Annotated in this window: 18 protein-coding genes; 11 read left to right on the top strand and 7 right to left on the bottom strand. The window is 65.4% G+C overall.

Features of this window, described 5'->3' with window-relative positions; all coding sequences use genetic code 11:
• The first annotated feature begins 7 nt into the window (after positions 1–7).
• Entirely contained in the window at positions 8–1,033 is a 1,026-nt protein-coding gene (locus tag SKZ59_RS12630; protein WP_319991980.1) for a methionine synthase, read from the top strand.
• Between the two features lie 25 nt (positions 1,034–1,058).
• On the opposite strand, the gene SKZ59_RS12625 is transcribed toward SKZ59_RS12630, so the two are convergent.
• The gene (locus tag SKZ59_RS12625; protein ID WP_319991979.1) at positions 1,059–1,220 is read right to left on the bottom strand and encodes a hypothetical protein; all 162 of its coding nucleotides are present in this window, start codon (positions 1,218–1,220) and stop codon (positions 1,059–1,061) included.
• Between the two features lie 151 nt (positions 1,221–1,371).
• Complete coding sequence (locus SKZ59_RS12620) at positions 1,372–3,039, bottom strand: methyl-accepting chemotaxis protein (protein WP_319991978.1); 1,668 nt, start codon at positions 3,037–3,039, stop codon at positions 1,372–1,374.
• A 268-nt stretch (positions 3,040–3,307) separates the two neighbouring features.
• On the opposite strand from SKZ59_RS12620, the gene SKZ59_RS12615 reads away from it, so the two are divergent.
• A complete protein-coding gene (locus SKZ59_RS12615; RefSeq protein ID WP_319991977.1) occupies positions 3,308–5,731 on the top strand; it encodes a DUF3772 domain-containing protein in 2,424 nt (807 codons plus the stop codon).
• 10 nt (positions 5,732–5,741) lie between these two features.
• Here SKZ59_RS12615 and SKZ59_RS12610 read toward each other — a convergent pair whose 3' ends face one another.
• Complete coding sequence (locus SKZ59_RS12610) at positions 5,742–6,230, bottom strand: DUF2938 domain-containing protein (protein WP_319991976.1); 489 nt, start codon at positions 6,228–6,230, stop codon at positions 5,742–5,744.
• Between the two features lie 59 nt (positions 6,231–6,289).
• Here SKZ59_RS12610 and SKZ59_RS12605 point away from each other — a divergent pair, with 59 nt between their 5' ends.
• The 4 genes from SKZ59_RS12605 to SKZ59_RS12590 all read left to right on the top strand — a co-directional run bounded on the left by SKZ59_RS12605 (position 6,290) and on the right by SKZ59_RS12590 (position 10,307).
• Positions 6,290–6,934, top strand: a complete 645-nt coding sequence (locus tag SKZ59_RS12605; protein WP_319991975.1) for a metalloregulator ArsR/SmtB family transcription factor — start codon at positions 6,290–6,292, stop codon at positions 6,932–6,934.
• On the top strand, positions 6,934–7,446 hold the full coding sequence (locus SKZ59_RS12600; RefSeq protein WP_319991974.1) for a ClbS/DfsB family four-helix bundle protein: 513 nt from the start codon (positions 6,934–6,936) through the stop codon (positions 7,444–7,446). Before SKZ59_RS12605 ends, SKZ59_RS12600 begins: the two co-directional genes overlap by 1 nt.
• 93 nt (positions 7,447–7,539) lie before the next feature.
• A complete protein-coding gene (locus SKZ59_RS12595; protein WP_319991973.1) occupies positions 7,540–9,255 on the top strand; it encodes an NAD+ synthase in 1,716 nt (571 codons plus the stop codon).
• The gene (locus SKZ59_RS12590; protein ID WP_070303204.1) at positions 9,252–10,307 is read left to right on the top strand and encodes a bifunctional nicotinamide-nucleotide adenylyltransferase/Nudix hydroxylase; all 1,056 of its coding nucleotides are present in this window, start codon (positions 9,252–9,254) and stop codon (positions 10,305–10,307) included. Before SKZ59_RS12595 ends, SKZ59_RS12590 begins: the two co-directional genes overlap by 4 nt.
• Positions 10,308–10,333: 26 nt before the next feature.
• Here SKZ59_RS12590 and SKZ59_RS12585 read toward each other — a convergent pair whose 3' ends face one another.
• Entirely contained in the window at positions 10,334–11,149 is an 816-nt protein-coding gene (locus SKZ59_RS12585; protein WP_319991972.1) for a hypothetical protein, read from the bottom strand.
• A gap of 139 nt (positions 11,150–11,288) precedes the next feature.
• Positions 11,289–12,191, bottom strand: coding sequence for a LysR family transcriptional regulator (locus tag SKZ59_RS12580; RefSeq protein ID WP_319991971.1), 903 nt, complete (start codon positions 12,189–12,191; stop codon positions 11,289–11,291).
• Positions 12,192–12,318: 127 nt separating this feature from the next.
• On the opposite strand from SKZ59_RS12580, the gene SKZ59_RS12575 reads away from it, so the two are divergent.
• From SKZ59_RS12575 to SKZ59_RS12565, 3 genes are all read left to right on the top strand, one after another.
• Positions 12,319–13,740 (top strand): MFS transporter, encoded by a 1,422-nt coding sequence (locus SKZ59_RS12575; protein WP_319991970.1) that lies wholly within the window; start codon positions 12,319–12,321, stop codon positions 13,738–13,740.
• Entirely contained in the window at positions 13,737–14,141 is a 405-nt protein-coding gene (locus tag SKZ59_RS12570) for a DUF4440 domain-containing protein (protein ID WP_319991969.1), read from the top strand. The genes SKZ59_RS12575 and SKZ59_RS12570 overlap by 4 nt, the downstream gene beginning before the upstream one ends.
• Before the next feature lie 88 nt (positions 14,142–14,229).
• The gene (locus tag SKZ59_RS12565) at positions 14,230–14,403 is read left to right on the top strand and encodes a hypothetical protein (protein WP_161781496.1); all 174 of its coding nucleotides are present in this window, start codon (positions 14,230–14,232) and stop codon (positions 14,401–14,403) included.
• Between the two features lie 21 nt (positions 14,404–14,424).
• Here SKZ59_RS12565 and SKZ59_RS12560 read toward each other — a convergent pair whose 3' ends face one another.
• Together SKZ59_RS12560 and SKZ59_RS12555 are read right to left on the bottom strand one after the other, a co-directional pair.
• Positions 14,425–14,889: a DUF2269 domain-containing protein gene (locus SKZ59_RS12560; RefSeq protein ID WP_319991968.1), complete on the bottom strand. Its 465-nt coding sequence runs from the start codon at positions 14,887–14,889 to the stop codon at positions 14,425–14,427.
• Positions 14,877–16,187, bottom strand: coding sequence for an SDR family oxidoreductase (locus tag SKZ59_RS12555; protein WP_319991967.1), 1,311 nt, complete (start codon positions 16,185–16,187; stop codon positions 14,877–14,879). The genes SKZ59_RS12560 and SKZ59_RS12555 overlap by 13 nt, the downstream gene beginning before the upstream one ends.
• Positions 16,188–16,264: 77 nt before the next feature.
• Between SKZ59_RS12555 and SKZ59_RS12550 the strand changes: the two genes are divergently transcribed.
• Positions 16,265–16,732, top strand: coding sequence for a hypothetical protein (locus SKZ59_RS12550; protein WP_319991966.1), 468 nt, complete (start codon positions 16,265–16,267; stop codon positions 16,730–16,732).
• Positions 16,733–16,839: 107 nt separating this feature from the next.
• Positions 16,840–17,196 (top strand): hypothetical protein, encoded by a 357-nt coding sequence (locus SKZ59_RS12545; RefSeq protein WP_319991965.1) that lies wholly within the window; start codon positions 16,840–16,842, stop codon positions 17,194–17,196.
• The last annotated feature ends 1 nt before the right edge of the window (position 17,197 follow it).

The raw sequence follows: 17,197 nt of genomic DNA, 5'->3' as shown, positions 1-17,197 counted from the left end.
ATTCATCATGAAAAAATTATTGCCTACTTCCACTGCCGGCAGCTTGCCCAAACCTTCCTGGCTGGCACAGCCTGAAAAACTGTGGTCGCCGTGGAAATTACAGGACGAGGAATTGATCGAGGGCAAACAGGATGCTCTGCGTTTGTCGCTGCAGGAACAGCAGCACGCAGGCATCGATATCGTCAGTGACGGCGAACAGACCCGTCAGCATTTCGTCACCACGTTTATCGAGCATCTGAGCGGCGTGGATTTTGACAAACGCGAGACTGTCAGGATTCGTGACCGCTACGATGCGAGCGTGCCGACCGTCGTAGGCGCGGTGAGCCGCCCGAAGCCGGTTTTCGTGGAAGACGCCAAGTTTTTACGCCAGCAAACCAAGCAGCCGATCAAATGGGCCCTGCCAGGCCCGATGACGATGATCGATACGCTGTATGACAGCCACTACAAGAGCCGTGAAAAACTGGCCTGGGAATTTGCCAAGATACTCAATCAGGAAGCGAGGGAACTGGAGGCGGCCGGCGTCGACATCATCCAGTTTGACGAACCTGCATTCAATGTCTTCTTTGATGAGGTCAATGACTGGGGGATTGCCACCCTGGAAAGGGCGATCGAAGGACTCAAATGCGAAACGGCCGTCCATATTTGCTACGGCTACGGCATCAAGGCCAATACGGACTGGAAAAATACGCTGGGCTCCGAGTGGCGCCAATATGAAGAGTCTTTCCCGAAGCTGCAGAAATCGAATATCGACATCATCTCGCTCGAATGCCACAACTCGCGTGTGCCCATCGACCTGATTGAACTCATCCGTGGCAAGAAGGTGATGGTCGGCGCCATCGACGTGGCCAGCAATACGATTGAAACACCGGAGGAAGTGGCCAACACCCTGCGCAAAGCGCTGCGCTTTGTCGATGCCGACAAACTCTATCCTTCGACCAACTGCGGCATGGCGCCCTTGGCTCGCCGGGTAGCAAGAGGCAAGTTGAATGCGCTCAGCGCAGGCGCGGCAATCATTCGGGGAGAGCTTTCCTAGCCGGCTGGTGAAGTTACGCCCGTGCTTAAGCCGGGCGCAAGCGCTCCCCCATCCGTGCCCGCAAGGCTGCGTTCAGCAGCGGCGCCACCTGCGCAAAAGCTTTATCGATGCGTACCAGCAGGGCATCGACATACTCTTCCGCCTGTTGGCGCGTGGCGAAGCCGAAACGGGTCACGTCGAGCAGCATGGCGTCGCGCGTGATGTCGCGGCGGCCGGCGGATTGTGGTTTTTAATTGGAAGAATATGAACGCCGCAGTTAATTTTTAAAGTGAACATAAAACTGAATTTAATACGATTAAATTCAATCTTATGTTCATGTGATCCGTCGTCGCGCTATTCTAGAATTCCTCCCACTGGGCCGGCGCGCAGGCGCGTTGCGTTGCCGCTGCCACGGCCACGCGCATTGCCGTACCGGCCGCTGGCCGCGCGGCAGGCGTTGGCAAGGTCGCCGCTGGCACGCCGCCCAGTTTAAATGCGCTCACCACCTGCGCCAGGGTGGCCGCCTGCTCCTGCATGGCCGCCGCTGCTGCCGCCGACTCTTCCACCAGGGCCGCATTTTGCTGGGTGACGTTGTCCATTTCGCTGATGGCTTGGTTGATTTGCTCGATGCCGGCCGTCTGTTCCGCGCTGGCGGAGGTGATTTCTTCCATGATGTCGGTAACGCGGCGCACGCTGTCGACCAGGTCGGTCATGGTGTTGCCGGCTTGATGCACGAGCTCGCTGCCGGCCGCCACGCTTTGGGTCGAGTCGTCGATCAGGGTCTTGATTTCCTTGGCCGCGGCAGCCGAGCGGTGCGCCAGGCTGCGCACTTCCGTGGCCACGACGGCAAAGCCGCGGCCCTGCTCGCCCGCGCGTGCCGCTTCCACGGCCGCGTTCAAGGCCAGAATGTTGGTCTGGAAGGCGATGCCATCGATGACGCCGATGATGTCCGCGATCTTGTTCGACGAGGCGTCGATTTGCCGCATGGTCGCCACCACTTGCGCGATGACGGCGCCGCCGCGCTGCGCCACGCCGGAAGCCGTGTCGGCCAGCACATGCGCCTGGCGCGCATTGTCGGCATTCTGCTTGACGGTCGAGGTCAGCTCTTCCATGGAAGAGGCGGTCTCTTCCAGCGAACTGGCTTGCTGCTCCGTGCGCGCAGACAGGTCCAGGCTGCCCGCCGCCACTTCGGACGAGGCCGAGGCGATCGTTTCCGTGCCGGCGCGCACGGTGCCCACCGTTTGCGCCAGGTTGTCGTTCATGCGCTTGAGCGCCTGCAACAACTGTCCCATTTCATCGCGCGACTGCACCGTGATCTGGCTGCGCAAATCACCTGCGGCCACCGTGTTGGCTACCTGCAGCGCCGTGGTGACGGGGCCGGTGATCGAGCGCGTGATGCCGTACGCCAAGGCCGCCGCGATGGCCAGCGCCGCCAGCGACATGCCGATCAGCAAGGTGCGCGTGTTGGCATAGGTCGCATTGGCATTGTCGCCCGCCGTGTTGGCCAGGGTGTTTTGCAAGCTGATCTGTTCAGCAATCAATTGCTTGTAGACGAGCAAGACGGGGCGCAGCTGGCCGTACAGATAGGCGCTGCTGTTGTCCGGCGTGCCGCTCCTGATCAGTTCCAGCAAAGCTTCCTGCCCCTGCGCGTAGCGCGTGTTGGCGTCGTTCATCTTGGCCAGCAGCGCGCGTTCGCGGTCGGAATCGAGCATGTTCGCAAGCTTGCCGAGATTGCCGGCTGCCGCCTGGCGCGCGGCCAGGATGGCGTCCGTTTGCTTGCGCTGGTCGGCCGGATCGGCGCTGAGCATCATGTTGCGCAAGGCAATGGCGATGTCGTTGATGTTGGCCGATACGCTGTTGGCGAGCTCAATCTTCGGCATGCTGTCATGCACGATATGGCCGGTGCCCTGGTTGATCTTGCCCAGCATGGCAATGCCCAGGCAGGAGATGATGATCAGCATGGCGCCGATGGCGCCAAAGCCCACGGCGAGGCGGGTGCCGATGGTCAGGTTGGATAAAAACTTCATGGCAGTCTCAATACGGAGGGAATGGTCAAAAGGTCGGCGGCTGCGGATTGGGGGCCGCGCCGCCAAGCGGAGGACGATCCTAGACCTTTTTATGCGATATTTCCATAGGGCAATATGCCTAGTCGCCCCCTTGGATGCACGCCGGTTCCGCCTGTTCTGCGGCTTGCGCGTGTTTTCAGCTATATTGGCAGGCACCCGCCTGGCGGCAGGCCATGACCGGCGTCGCCGCCGATTCGGCAATTTTTCCCATTTTCAGCCTTAGGTCCGCATGACTTCTTTCCGTCTCCGTTTCTTCCCCTTCCTGCTGGCGTTGTTGCTGGCCTGCTCGCTGGCCCCGCCACCCGCCTGGTCGCAGCCCGTCGACGATGCCGCCACGGCTGACCAGCGTCTCGATGGCTTGCGCAAGCAGATCACCGGTATTCAAAAGGCGCTCGATGGCGAGGCGGAGCTCGATGACGCGACCCTGTCGCAGATGCGTGCCGACGCGCTGGCGGCCAGCGCCGAGGCGGACAAGGTGGCCGATGCGCTCGCGCCCACGCTCACCAGCGTGCAGGCGCGGCTGGCCGAGCTGGGCAAGCCGGCGGCGGGCACGAAAGACGCTCCCGACGTGGCGGCGCAGCGCAGCCAGCTGGACCGCACCAGCAGCGCGCTCGATGCGCAAGTAAAACTGGCGCGCCTGCTGGCCGTGGAAGCGACGCAGGCGTCGGAGCAGGTGTCGACGGTGCGCCGCGCGCAGTTGCAGGCGCGTCTGGGCGAGCGCACGGCGTCGATACTCGCCGGCTCGTTCTGGAAGCAGCTGCATGCGGAATTGCCGCAGAACCTGCAACGGCTGCGGGCGCTGGAGCTGGAATTGGCGAACGCGGCAAGCGCCACGCCGTGGTCGGCCTGGGGCGGCTTGCTGGCCGCCATCGTGGCCGTGATCGGCGCCAGCGTCTGGATTTCGCGCTATTTGCTGGTGGTCACGTCCACGCGCGTGCCGCATGGCCGTTTACGCCGTTCGCTGCATGCGCTGGCCGTGCTGGTGCTGGCGCTGGCCACGCCGGGCCTGGTGGCGGAATTGCTGGCCATGGGCTTGCGCTGGGAGGGCGGCCTGTCCGAAAAAACCTCGACTTTCCTCAGCAGCTTGATCGGCATCATCTGTTTTGCCGGTTTTACGGCAGGGCTGGGCCACGCGCTGCTGTCGCCGCGCCGCGTGTCGTGGCGTCTTCTGCCCCTGCCCGATGCGCTGGCGCACCGCATGCGCAATTTTCCATCGATGTTTTCCTTCATCGTCGTGCTCGTGTGGGCGACGGAACGGGTCACCATCGTCATCAATGCGGGCCTGTCGACGGCCGTGGCCGTCAACTGCATCGTCGCCCTCGTGATGAGCACGACCATCGCCTACGGCCTGATGCGGGCCGAGCGCTGCTGGCGCCAGTTGCGCGAGGCCGATCCCGCCACCCTCGTCACGCCGCTGTGGCTGCGCTGCGTCACGGTGCTGCTGTGGCTGGCGCTGGCGTCCAGCGTCATCAGCTTGCTGGTCGGCTATGTGGCGTTCGGCAGCTTTGTCGCCAAGCAAATCGCCTGGGTCATCGTCGTGGTGTGCAGCACGTATCTGCTGACGGTGCTGGTTGACGATATCTGCATGCTGCTGGCCTCGACCCCGCCGCCGCCCGACGCGGCCCATCCCGTGCTGGCCACGCCCAAGGCGCGCGACCAGGCGGCCGTGCTGCTGTCGGGCATCGGCCGCGCCATCGTCGTGCTGCTGGCCCTGATGCTGCTGCTGGCGCCGTTTGGCGAAGGTCCGGGCGAGCTGTTCCAGCGCGTCGGCAAGCTGCAGGATGGCCTGGCCATTGGCGAAGTGGCGATTCGTCCGGCCGCCATGATCCAGGCGCTGCTGGTGCTGGTCGTCGGCTTTATCGCGCTGGGCCTGTTCAAGCGCTGGCTGCAAAACAGTTATTTGCCGACCACCAATCTTGATACGGGCATGCAAGTGTCGTTCATCACCCTGTTCGGCTACATCGGCGGCGTGCTGGCCGTGGCGCTGGCCCTGTCGGCGGCCGGCATCGGCCTCGAGCGCATCGCGTGGGTGGCGTCGGCCTTGTCGGTGGGTATCGGTTTTGGCTTGCAGGCCGTGGTGCAGAATTTCGTTTCCGGCCTGATCCTGCTGGCCGAGCGTCCCGTCAAAGTGGGCGACTGGGTGTCGTTAGGCGGCGTGGAGGGCGACATTCGCCGCATCAATGTGCGCGCCACGGAAATTCAGCTGGGCGACCGCTCGACGGTGATCGTGCCGAACTCGGAATTCATCACCAAGACGGTGCGCAACGTGACCCTGGCCAATCCGCTGGGCCTGGTGCAAGTCAAGCTGCCGCTGCCGCTGGGCACGGATGCGCAGGTGGCGCGCGCGCTGATCCTGTCCGTCTTTGTCGACAATCCCGACGTGCTCGACACACCGGCGCCGAATGTGCAGCTCGACGGCATCGACAATGGCCTGTTGTTGTTCAACGCCACCGGCTTTGCCTCGTCGCCGCGCCTGACGTCGGGCATCCGCAGCGCGCTGCTGTTCGAACTGCTTAAGCGCCTGGACGAGGCGCACATCGCGATCGCCAAACCCAGCACGATGGTGCTGAGTACGGTGCCGGCGCAGCCCGAGGCGCCGGCCATGTCAGCCGTTGCACCGGCGCCCGCACCGGTACCGCCGCTGACGAGCTAGTCGGCACAAGTCAGCGCACGGTCGACCACAGCAGGGCCGCCAGGTACAGGCCGACGCCGAACGCCGTGTGCGCCATCAAGCTGCGCAGGCGGGCGGCGTTTGGGTGCGGCGTCTTGCTGGCGGCTAGGCCGGCGCCCATGCCCGGCTGCAAGATGCAAAATGGCGCGGCCACGCTCACGAGGCCCGCCAGCAGCGCCGGCGCGAACGTCGGCTGTTGCGCCCACTCCTGTCCCACCAGCGCCAGCAGCACGGCCGCAAACAGCACGCCGATCACGTAATGGGCCGTCCAGCCCAGGATGGCTTCATCGCGCACGGGCGCCGCCTGGGCAATGTTGACGTGGCTGAAGGTGCCGCGCGGCAGATGGCCGAGCCAGCGCCCCACCATCGCAAAGTTCAGCGAGGGAATGCACCAGAAGCGTTTCAAGGCCACCGCCCACACATCCATCACCGCCGTCGCGCCCACGCCGATCGCCAGCGCATCGAGCCAAAGTATTTGCATTGCCGCCCCTAACATTCAATGAATTGCTTGAATGTTATAAGGGTGCTAGCATTGTGTCAATGAACAATGCAGAAATCGATACCCTTGCCAGTCCCGCCGGTTTTGCCCATATTTTAGGCAGCGCGCCGCGTTTGCGCCTGCTCGAGCAGATCGTGCATGGCGAGTACGCGGTGGAGCAGCTGGTGGAGTTGACGGGCTTGTCCGTGGCGAACACCTCCCAGCATTTGCAGCAATTGCGGCGTGCCGGTTTCGTGCAGGCGCGGCGCGACGGCAAGCGCGTGCTGTACCGGCTCGGCAGCGGACCCATCGTGCAACTGCTGGCCGCGCTGGACGTGTATGCGCAGCACCAGCGCAGCGAATTGCAGGCGCTGGGACGGGGCGACCACGTGGAAGCGATCACGGGCGACGAGTTGCTCGAGCGCATGCGCGAAGCCAGCATCACCGTGCTCGACGTGCGGCCCGCGCAGGAATTTGCCGCCGGCCACTTGCCCGGTGCGGTCAATATTCCTTTTGATGACTTGCAGCGCCGCCTCGACGAATTGCCTGCGAACGCAGAGATCGCCGCCTACTGCCGCGGCCCGTATTGCGTGCTGTCCGTGCAGGCCGTGGCGGCCCTGCGCCAGCACGGCCTGCACGCGCGCCGTCTCGGCAGCGGCTACGACGACTGGCAGGCGGCCGGCTTGCCTGTCGTCAAGGCGGCGTGATGGCGGTCCCCAACAGCAAGCAGGAACTGCTCGACGCCATCAACAGCACGTATGCGAAGCTGGCGCAGGAGCTGGCGCGCGTGCCGCCGGCGCTATCGCGGGAGCCCGTGCTGGAAGGGCAAGTGGCCGGCACGCGCATGAGCGTGTGCGATCTGCTCGCCTATCTGGTCGGCTGGAACGAGCTGGTCTTGCACTGGCACGCGCAGCTACGCGACGGCAAACACATCGAGGACATCGCCTTTCCCGCCGAAGGTTTCACGTGGAACGCTCTGGGAAAACTGGCGCAGCGCTTCTATGCCGACTATGCTGAACTGAGCATGGACGAGTTGCTGCAGCGCCTGGAACAGGCGAAAAACCAGCTGCTGGCGCTGGTCGAAGCACACGATGATGCGCAATTGTATGGCCAGCCCTGGTACACGCATTACACGATGGGACGCATGATCCAGTTCAACACGGCATCGCCGTATGCGAACGCGCGCACACGCTTGCGGGCCTGGCTCAAGACCTTGTAGCGGGATCGGCAGGCTTGCACGATTGCATCAGTACGCTCGGAAAACTTTTCAGGCAGGATAGTGGTTTCAAGCGCAACCGATTGAAGGATCACCATGCTGACCATCGCCCTCGCCCAGATGAATCCCACCGTGGGCGACTTCGACGCCAATGTCGCCGCCATTGTCGCGCGCATGCAGCGCGCCAGCGAGGAAGGCGCGGATCTGCTCGTCTGTCCCGAACTGTCGCTGTGTGCGTATTACCCGGGCGACCTGTTCGAAGATGCCGCCTTCCTGCGCGGCATGCAGCAGGCGCTCGACACCGTGCTGCAAGCATCCACGCGCTGGCCGGAGCTGGTTACCGTCATCGGCACGGCGCGGCCGAACTCCGGCGTCGGCAAGCCCCTGTACAACGCCTTGCTGGCGATGCGTGACGGGCACATCGTGGCCGAATACTACAAGCAGCTGCTGCCCACCTACGGCATCTTCGACGAGGGCCGCCATTTTGAACCGGGCCCGCCCGGCGCCTGCACCTTGGAGATCGCTGGCTGCAAGGTCGGCTTCATGATTTGCGAGGATGGCTGGAATGACGATGGCCGCGCCTACGCCGTCAACCCCTTCGACGCCCTGCACGCGGCGCAGCCCGACCTGATCGTCAGCATCAACGCCAGCCCGTCCGACATCGGCAAGCGCGCGCAGCGCCACGCCGTGTTTGGCGCCGCCTGCGCGCGCGTGAACTTGCCCCTGCTGTTCGTCAACCAGGTGGGCGGCCAGGACCAGCTCGTGTTCGACGGCGCCTCGTTCGCCATGTCACCGAGCCAGGGCGTGCAATTCGAAGCGGCCCGCTTCGTCGAAGATTTTCCATTGCTGCGCTTTGCCGATGGCCGTTTTACGCGTACCGACGGTGCCGCGTTTCCCGTGCCCGACCCGGACGGCATCCCCGCCGTGGAATTTGCGCGGCGCCAGATCGTGCTCGGTTTGCGCGACTACGCGCGCCGCTGCCGCTTTACGCAAGTCGTCGTCGGCTGCTCGGGTGGCATCGATTCGGCGCTGACCCTGGCCCTGGCCGTCGAAGCGCTGGGCGCCGACAACGTCGTGGGCATCACCATGCCATCCGTGTTTTCCAGCGCCGGCTCCGTCACCGATTCCGTCGCCCTGTGCGCCAATCTGGGCATCGCCCTCTACACGCATCCGATCCGCGACATCGTGGCGCAATATGAAACCGGCTACGCCCAGGCCTTCGACGGCAAGCTGCAGGGACTGCCGCTGGAAAACCTGCAGGCGCGCGTGCGCGGCACGATATTGATGGAATACTCGAACGCGTTTGGCGCCCTGCTGCTCACCACCGGCAACAAGAGCGAAATCTCGGTCGGTTACTGCACCCTGTACGGCGACACGAATGGGGGACTGGGCCTGATCGGCGACCTGTATAAAACGGAGGTGTTCGCCCTGTCGCGCCACATCAACGCCAGCGCCGGGCGCGAACTGATCCCCGTCGCCGTGCTCGATAAACCGCCATCGGCGGAACTGGCGCCGGGCCAGCGCGACACGGATAGTCTGCCGCCGTATCCCGTACTCGATGAAATTCTCAAATGGCATATCGAAGGACGCCGCCTGCCGGCGCCAGAAAGCGCACAGGCGTTGACCCTGGTCGACCAGCTGCGCGAGACGGACGAGGGGCGCGCCCTCGTAACGCGCATCCTCGGCATGGTCGCCCGCAACGAATACAAGCGGCGCCAGGCGGCACCGATCATCCGCGTGCGTTCGCGCGCCTTTGGCAGCGGGCGTCAATTGCCGATCGCCGCCCATTACCCCACCGGAGACGACGCATGACCCCATCCTACCCTGCCGACGCGGCCATCCTGATCGGCCGCTTCCAGCCTTTTCACAATGGCCATGCGGGCTTGCTGCAAAAGGCGCTGACGACGGCTGCGCAAGTGGTGGTGGTGCTCGGCTCGGCCTTCCATGCGCGCAGTCCGAAGAACCCGTTTACGTGGCAGGAGCGGGCCGCCATGATCGCCGCGACCTTGCCCGAGGCGCAGCGCGCGCGCGTGCATTACGTGGCCGTGCGCGATTACTACGACGATGGCCTGTGGGCTGACGCCGTGCGGCACGCCGTGGCGGGCGCCGTGCCGAAGGCGCAGCGCGTGATGCTGGTGGCCTGCTTCAAGGACGCCACCAGTTACTACCTGCATCACTTCCCCCATTGGCAGCTGTTGAACCTGGAGATCGACCCTGGCGCGCCCATCGGCGCGACGGCCATCCGCAACGTGCTGTTCGAGGCGGAAGACGTGGACGTGTCGCTGAGCGCCGTGGCCCAGCTGCTGCCGGCGGCCATCGGCCAGTATGTAAAGGCGTGGACCTTGCTGCCGTGGTATGCGCCGCTGGTGCAGGAATACCGCGCCATCGAAGCGTATAAAGCGCGCTGGCGCGCGGCGCCGTATCCGCCCATCTTCACCACCGTCGACGCACTGGTGCAGACGGGCGGCCACGTGCTGCTCGTGCGCCGCGGCGGCTATCCGGGCAAGGACTTGTGGGCGCTGCCCGGCGGCTTCCTGGAGCCGCGCGAACGCCTGCTGCAGGGCGCCCTGCGCGAACTGGCGGAGGAAACCCAGCTGGGCGTGCTTGCGCCCACCCTCGTCGAGGCCTTGGTCGGGGTGGCCGTGTTCGACCACCCGGACCGCAGCCAGCGCGGGCGCACCATCACGCATGCGCATTACTTCGATTTGAAGACGCGCCAGCTGCCGGCCGTGACGGCGGCCGACGATGCGGCGCTGGCGCAGTGGGTACCCGTGGCCGCGCTGCCGGCCATGGAAGAGCAATTCTTCGAAGACCATTTCCACATCCTGAACCACTTCCTCAAGCTCACGCACGAGGGGCGCTGAGAGGGGACCATCCCCCTCCCCGCGCGTCAGGATGTCACGCGTTCCCAGCCATGCCTGACGGCCGCCTTGAACTTGTCCCACGCCGATTGCGGATACGTGTGCTCCCACGTGGAACGCAGGTCCGCTTCCACGTCGTCCCATGGGCGGCCCCGGTAGCTGTCGCTGTTCGCCATTGAATGGCCATAGCGGTAGGCGGGATCGTAGTCCTCGAAGCGCGCGCCGGTGGCGATATAGGTGGCGCTCCAGTGGCTGCGGTAGTACTGCTCGTCGTCGTAGTTGGTGCCGGGCAGGTTGTCGGCGCTGGGATAGCGGCGCACGTTGGCGCCCGCGCTGGACGGCGGCGGGGCCATGTCGGTGGCAAACTGCTGCGACCCTGGCGCCTCGTTCATGCTGCCCTGCTGCGATGACGTATCGGACTGCATGCTGGCACCCTGGCGCATCGCGCTGGCGTCTTGCGGCGCGCCTTGCCAGCCGCCGGCGCGCCAGTGGTCCGCGTGCGCATCGATGTCGAGCGGCGCGTAGCGTTCGACGATGTCGGTGGCGCGCTGGATGTCGGCGTCGCTCGCCTCTTCCAAGGTCAGCACGACATGCCCGCGCCGCACGGCTTCCGCATAGATGTGGCGGTCGGCGTGGCTGCCGAACAGGTCGGTGAAGAAATGCTTGACGCTGTCGAGCAGGCTGTCGCTGTCGTCGCGGCGGATGTTTTCGGTGGCGGAAAAATCGTCACTGCCCGCATCATGCAGGCGGATGCTGGCGCCGGGGAAGCCAGCCGTGATCAGGTCGTGCCGGGCGCGCTCGGCCATATCGCGCACGGCGAAAACTGCTGCCAATGTATGTGCCATGATGGTCTCCAATCGGTGAACAACGTCCTTCCAGTGTAGGCCGGGAAAAACGAAAGTGGCGCCCGTTTGCCCTTTGGAAATCGTTGTATTCAACAAGTATTGACGACGTGATATGGGCGCCGTGGCGCCACGTGAAACCTCAGTCCGGTATGCCCACAAAGGCGCGCAAAAAGTCGATAAAAGCGCGTACTTTTTCCGCGATATGCTGGGTGTTCGGATACACGGCATACACGCCCTGCTCCGGGAAGACGACGTCAGGCAGCAGGCGGCGCAGGCGTCCCGCGCGCACTTCCCCCTCCACCTGCCACTGCGGCAGCAGGGCCACGCCGCAGCCGCCCAGGGCAAAGCCCAGCAGGGCCGAAGCGGAGTCGGAATGGATGGCGGCGTCGTCCTGCGCCGTGAAGGCGGCGGGGCCGTCTTGTGTCTGCACGTCCCAGCGCAGCGGCGCGGCCAGGCGGCTGTGCGCCAGCCAGCGCGCGCGCTGCAAGTCGTCCAAGGTGGCGATGCCCTTCGCAGGCAGGCTGGCCAGGTAGGCGGGCGAGGCGACGGGCCAAATCGCGTACGGTTCGATCAGCGCGGCGCGGTAGCTCGAATCGTTGAGGGAACCCATGCGGATGGCCAGGTCGTAGCGACCCGAGATCAGGTCTTCGTGCGAGGATGACGACGAGTGCTGGATCTGCAGCTGCGGGTGGGCGGCGGCAAAGGCGATCAGCGCGGGGATCACCGTGCGGCTGCCGTATTCGACGGTGGTGGTCAGGCGCAGGGTGCCGCGCAAGCCCTGGTGGCCCTGCCGCGCTGTTTCGATGGCGCCCTGCGCTTCGCTGAGCACGCGCTGGCAATCTTCATAAAAGCGCCGCCCCACGTCGGTCAGCGCCAGGCTGCGCGTGCTGCGTGTGAGCAGAGACACGCCCAGCTCCGCCTCCAGCTGTTTCAAATTAAAACTGACGACGGCCTTGCTCTGGCCCAGCACGGCGGCGGCCGCCGTCAGCGAACCGGCATCGACGATGGCGATAAAAATACCCAGGCGGTCAAGACTGATCATAGATAAAAATAAGAAGAGATGCGGGTTACAGGGTTTTGTCAAAATAGATTTGACAGTGTAATCGGGGCTGGCCCGTTACGCAAATGGCGGTTGGCGCTTAAGCTGGCCGTTTGCCATTCGGAGCACCATGGACTATCGCAAAAAGGTCGCGGCCATCTATCTGCTGGGATTTTTCGTTGACCTGATCAACATGTTCATCACCAGCGTCGCCTACCCCGACATCGGCCATGCCCTGCACGCTTCGGTGGCGCAGCTGGCCTGGATCAGCACCGCCTACATCCTCGGCCTGACCATCGTCATCCCTGCCAGCGCCTGGCTGGCTGCCTATTATGGCAGCAAAACCGTGTTCATGGCATCGTTGCTAACTTTTTTAGTCGCCAGCATCGGCGCCGGCCTGGCGCCATCGATCGAAGCGCTGATCGCCTGGCGCTGCGTGCAGGGCCTCGGCGGCGGCTTGCTCATTCCGCTGGGGCAAAGCATGACCTACCAGCTGTATCAGCCTGCAGAGCGGCCGGGACTATCCTCCGTCATCATGCTGGTGGGCTTGTTGGCGCCGGCCCTGTCGCCTGCGCTGGGCGGCGTCATCGTCGACAGCCTGTCGTGGTGCTGGATTTTCTATTTGAACGTGCCGTTTGCCGCGCTGGCGCTGTTGCTGGCCGCCTGCTGGCTGCGTCCCGACCCGCCGCGCGGGGCCGTTCCCCGTCTCGACGTGGCCGGCCTGCTGGCGGGCAGCACGGCGATTTTGCTGCTGTTGCTGGGCTTGACCATGCTGGGCACGCCGGACGAACTGCTGGCCGGCGCCGGGGTGCTGGCGCTGGGCGTAGCCTGCGCCTGGGGCTATGTGCGCGGTGCGCTGCGCAAATCGACGCCGCTGCTTAACCTGCGCCTGGCCAGTGAGCCGCTGCTGCGCATCGCCATGCTGATGTATCTGCTGGTGCCGGGCGTCTTCATGGGCGTGAGCCTGCTGGCCATGCTGTATCTGCAGGGCGTGCTGGGCATGCCGGCGTCCAAGGCCGGCGCGCTGATGCTGCCGTGGGCGCTGGCTTCGTTTGCCGCCATTTCATTGACCGGCAAAAGCTACCGCCGCGTGGGTCCGCAACCGCTGTTCATCGCGGGCGCCCTGTTGCAGGCGGCGGGCATGCTGATGCTGCTGCGTGTGGCTGCGGCCGATCAGCTGTTCTGGCTGTCCGGTGCGTATGCCGTGATGGGCTTTGGTGGCGGCCTGTGCAGCAGCACGGCGCAAAGCACGGCCTTCTTGCGCACGCCGGACGGGCAGCTGAGCCAGGCCAGCGCCGTGTGGAATATCAACCGCCAGCTGGGCTTTTGCCTGGGCGTGGCGCTGCTCAGCGTATTACTCAATGGCTTGCTGGCGGCGCAGGGTATCGCATCGCTGGACGACCCTGCCCAGCATCTGCGTGCGGCGCAGGTGTTCCACTGGTGCTTTGCGCTGGCCGCCGCCTCATGCTTACTGCCTTTGGCACTGTGCTTGCGCATCGACAACCGCGCCGTTCTCGACCTTTTACATCACCATGGAGCTAGCAAAAAATGACTGCAACAAATCCCTATTTTGACGACGTTTTATCCACGCATGTGCTGATCCGTGCATGGCTTTCTGGCGAGGCGGCGGCGGAAAACTGCGCGCAATTGCTGGCGCGTTTCTCGCCCGACTTTACGATGGTGGCGCCGGGCGGGATGCGGCTCGACCACTTTGGCTTGACCAGGTTTTTCCAGGGCGCCGGCGGCAGCCGCCCGGGCCTTGCCATGCGCATCACGGACTTGCAGCTGATCCAGGAAAGCGCCGCCGGTGCGACCGTCTCCTACCGAGAATTCCAGTCGTTGCCGGGCACGGAAAACACCGAGCGCTGGTCCACCGTCGTGTATGAAAAAACGCCCGATGGCGCCTTGCTGTGGCGCCACCTGCATGAAACGTGGGCGGCGCGGGCGGATTGATCCTACAGCGTGGCGGCGGGCGCGCCGATGGACAATGGCGCCATGGCGGCTAGGCTGACAGGGTCCCCTCGTTCATCAGGAGCGCCTCATGACCAAGCAAAAATCGCAGGCCGGCCAGAACCGCCAATCGGCCGGCCCCACGGAAGACAAAAGCAGTACCGACAATGACGTTGGCAAGCGCGGCAAGGATGCGGCCAGCCATACGAAGGCCGGTTCCGGCAAGGGTGCCGGCGGCGGCAAGAAGCAGGGCCGCAAGCACTGACGCAAACCCGGTGATGCGTGTTCAAGCCGGCTTGGCCGTCATCAGGTAAAACACGACGATGAGGGCGAAGAAGGCGGGCACGCCCAGCGCCGTCCAGATGCGCAGGTAGCGCCAGTACAGCGCCGGCAAGCCCAGGCCGTCGCGCGCGCTCGCCTGCGCCATGTCGCGCATGCGCATCTGCAGCCACACGACGGGCAGCCAGCAGGCGCCCGCCACCAGGTACAGCACCACGGACCAGACGATCCAGCGGCTGCCCAAGGGATAACCGGCCAGATGGGCCAGGTAAAAGCCGCTCAGGGGCTGGAACACCACCGTGGTGGCCGTAAACAGCCAGTCGGCGCGCACCACGTGGCGGCTGACGACGGCGATGGCGCGCACGTCGCGGCTCAGGCTCGTGAACAGCAGGTAGAAGGCCGAGCCGATGCCGGTGCCGAACAGCAGGGTCGACGAGACGATGTGCAGCCATTTGACGATCAGGTATTCCATGGATGTTCCTCCAGTTGGTACAGCAGCCACAGGGCCGCCAGCATGGGCAGGTTTTTCGTCAGGGGACCGTAGGGGTGCCAGAGGAATTCCGGCAGGAATACGGCGATCCAGACGGTATAGAACACGATGAGCGCGGCCTGCAGCGGCCATAGCCAGCGCCGCCACGGCGGGCGCAGCGCCAGGGTGGCCATGCCCAGCAGCAGGTCGAACAGGCAGGCGCCGGCCAGCAGCGGCGGCGCCCAGGCTGGCGGCACGCCGCTGCGTTCGAGCAGGTCATAGCTGTCTTCGAGCGGATAGACGCCGGCCGAGACGATGGCCGTGGCGATCCACACGATGGCAATCGACAGGCGCAGCACGGGCAGCAGCCAGTCCAGCTGGGCGCGCACGGCCGCGCCGCGCGCGTCGCTGATGAACTGCGCCACGGGCCGCGGCGCGCGCCCCAGCAAACGCCGCGTGAGCCCCGCATCGGCTGTATTGCCCCGTTCGAGCATGCCCAGGGTGGCGCGGTCCGGCATGGCGAAGCCCAGCAGCCTGGCCAGCAGCAGCACGGGCGGCATCAGCCACCGGGGCAGCGGCACGACGCGCAGGCGTCCCAGCCCCATGGCCGCGCGCAGGGCCGCCAGGTAGGCCGCAAACGGCAGCGCCTGCGGCCCCACGACGGGCACGCGGCGCGTCTTCTGTCCGCCCAGCGCGCCCGCGCCGCGCACCAGCGCGACGATCAGGTCGCTTAAGTCGTCCACGTGCACGGGTTGCACCGGCTGCGGCGCGCGGCCGAAGCGGGGATACACGGGCAGGCTGGCCAGCATGCGGAACAGGCGCGCGCTTTCGCCATCGTCGCCATACACGAGCGAAGGCTGCACGATGACGGCGCGCAGCGGCAGGCCGGCGAGAAAATCGTCGGCCGCCTTCTTGCTCAGATGGTAGGGCGAGACGGCGCCTTCGTCGGCGCCCAGGGCAGACAGCTGTATCACCAGCTGCACCTCGCTCTCGGCGCAGGCGGCGAACAGGGCGCGCGGCGTCTGCGTGTGCAGGGCCGCAAACGTCTGCGTGCCATGCTCGGCGATGATGCCGACGCAGTTGATGACGACGTCGATGCCGGCCAGGCGCGGCAGCCACGCGGCCTTGGCCGTGTCGCGCGCAAAATCAGCCTCGATCAGGCGCACGCGCTGCCCATCGCCGCTGCGCGCGCGGGGCGGCGCGCGGCGTGTCGTGCACGCGAGCTGGAAACCTTCGGCCAGCAGCGCGGTCGAAACATGCGTTCCGATGAAACCGCTCGCCCCCGTCAGCAGTATGCGCATCGATGCCCTTTCCTGATGGGAGTTGGATTCGCCTTTTGCGTTTCAGTTCATTGCCGCATTCACCATAGGAGACCACCATGCCATCCTTGCCTGCCACCCTGCGTCATGGCGCCCTGTCGGGCAGCCTTGCCTCCCTCCTGTCCGCCGCCGCCCTGGCCCTGTGCGGGCGGCGCGAAACGGGCAGCGTGTTCGCCGCCGTCAACGCCGTCAGCCACTGGCTGTGGGGCGACGAGGCGGCGCGCTGCGACGACGCCTCGCTCAGGCACACCCTGGTCGGCTATGTCATCCACCATTGCAGCGCCATGTTCTGGGGCGTGCTGTTCGAGCGCTATGCGGCACGCATCCTCGACCGGCGCCGCGTGGCGTCCACCGTCGCGGCGGCGGCCGGCGCGACGGCCGTGGCCTGTTTCACTGATTACCAGCTGACGCCGCACCGTTTGCAGCCCGGCTACGAGATGCGCCTGTCGCGCCCCTCGCTGCTGCTGGTGTACGGCGCCTTCGGCATCGGCCTGGCCGCCGGCGCGCTGTGGCTGCGGCGGCGCTGAGGCGCTGCGCGAGTCACTTTCCTACACGCCGGCCCGCCGCGCGCCTATCTTGCCGGCCGCTGCGCGCCAGTAGCATGGAACTTCATCCACTACCCGAGGAGAAGCGCATGCAGGACGAACACGGCAACACCCCGCAGCACCCCGCCGACCAGGGCCGCAACACGCGCATGGACAAGACCGACGCCGATAAGGCCAAGGGCGATGCGTATGCGAACCAGGGCGGCGGCAAGCTGGCCAGTGGCAATGCCAACAGCGGCCACTGGGCCAATGACGTCATCACGCCGCAGGGCGGGCCCGACCTGGTGGAGCAGGAAAACCTGCCCACCCTGACGCAGCCCGATGGCAATGCCCACGTCAAGGGCGCGGCGCAGCGTCCGCAGAGCGAAGCGGGCAAGCTGGCCGACGACCGGCCGGGCCGCAACGAGTCGAAGGACATCCACAGATCACTGAATCAGCACGAGTAGG

The sequence above is a fragment of the Janthinobacterium sp. GMG2 genome (assembly GCF_033949445.1).
Taxonomy (GTDB): Bacteria; Pseudomonadota; Gammaproteobacteria; order Burkholderiales; family Burkholderiaceae_D; genus Janthinobacterium; species Janthinobacterium aestuarii.
The sequence above is the reverse complement of the archived record's forward strand: the minus strand, read 5'-3'. Positions and strand labels throughout refer to the sequence as shown.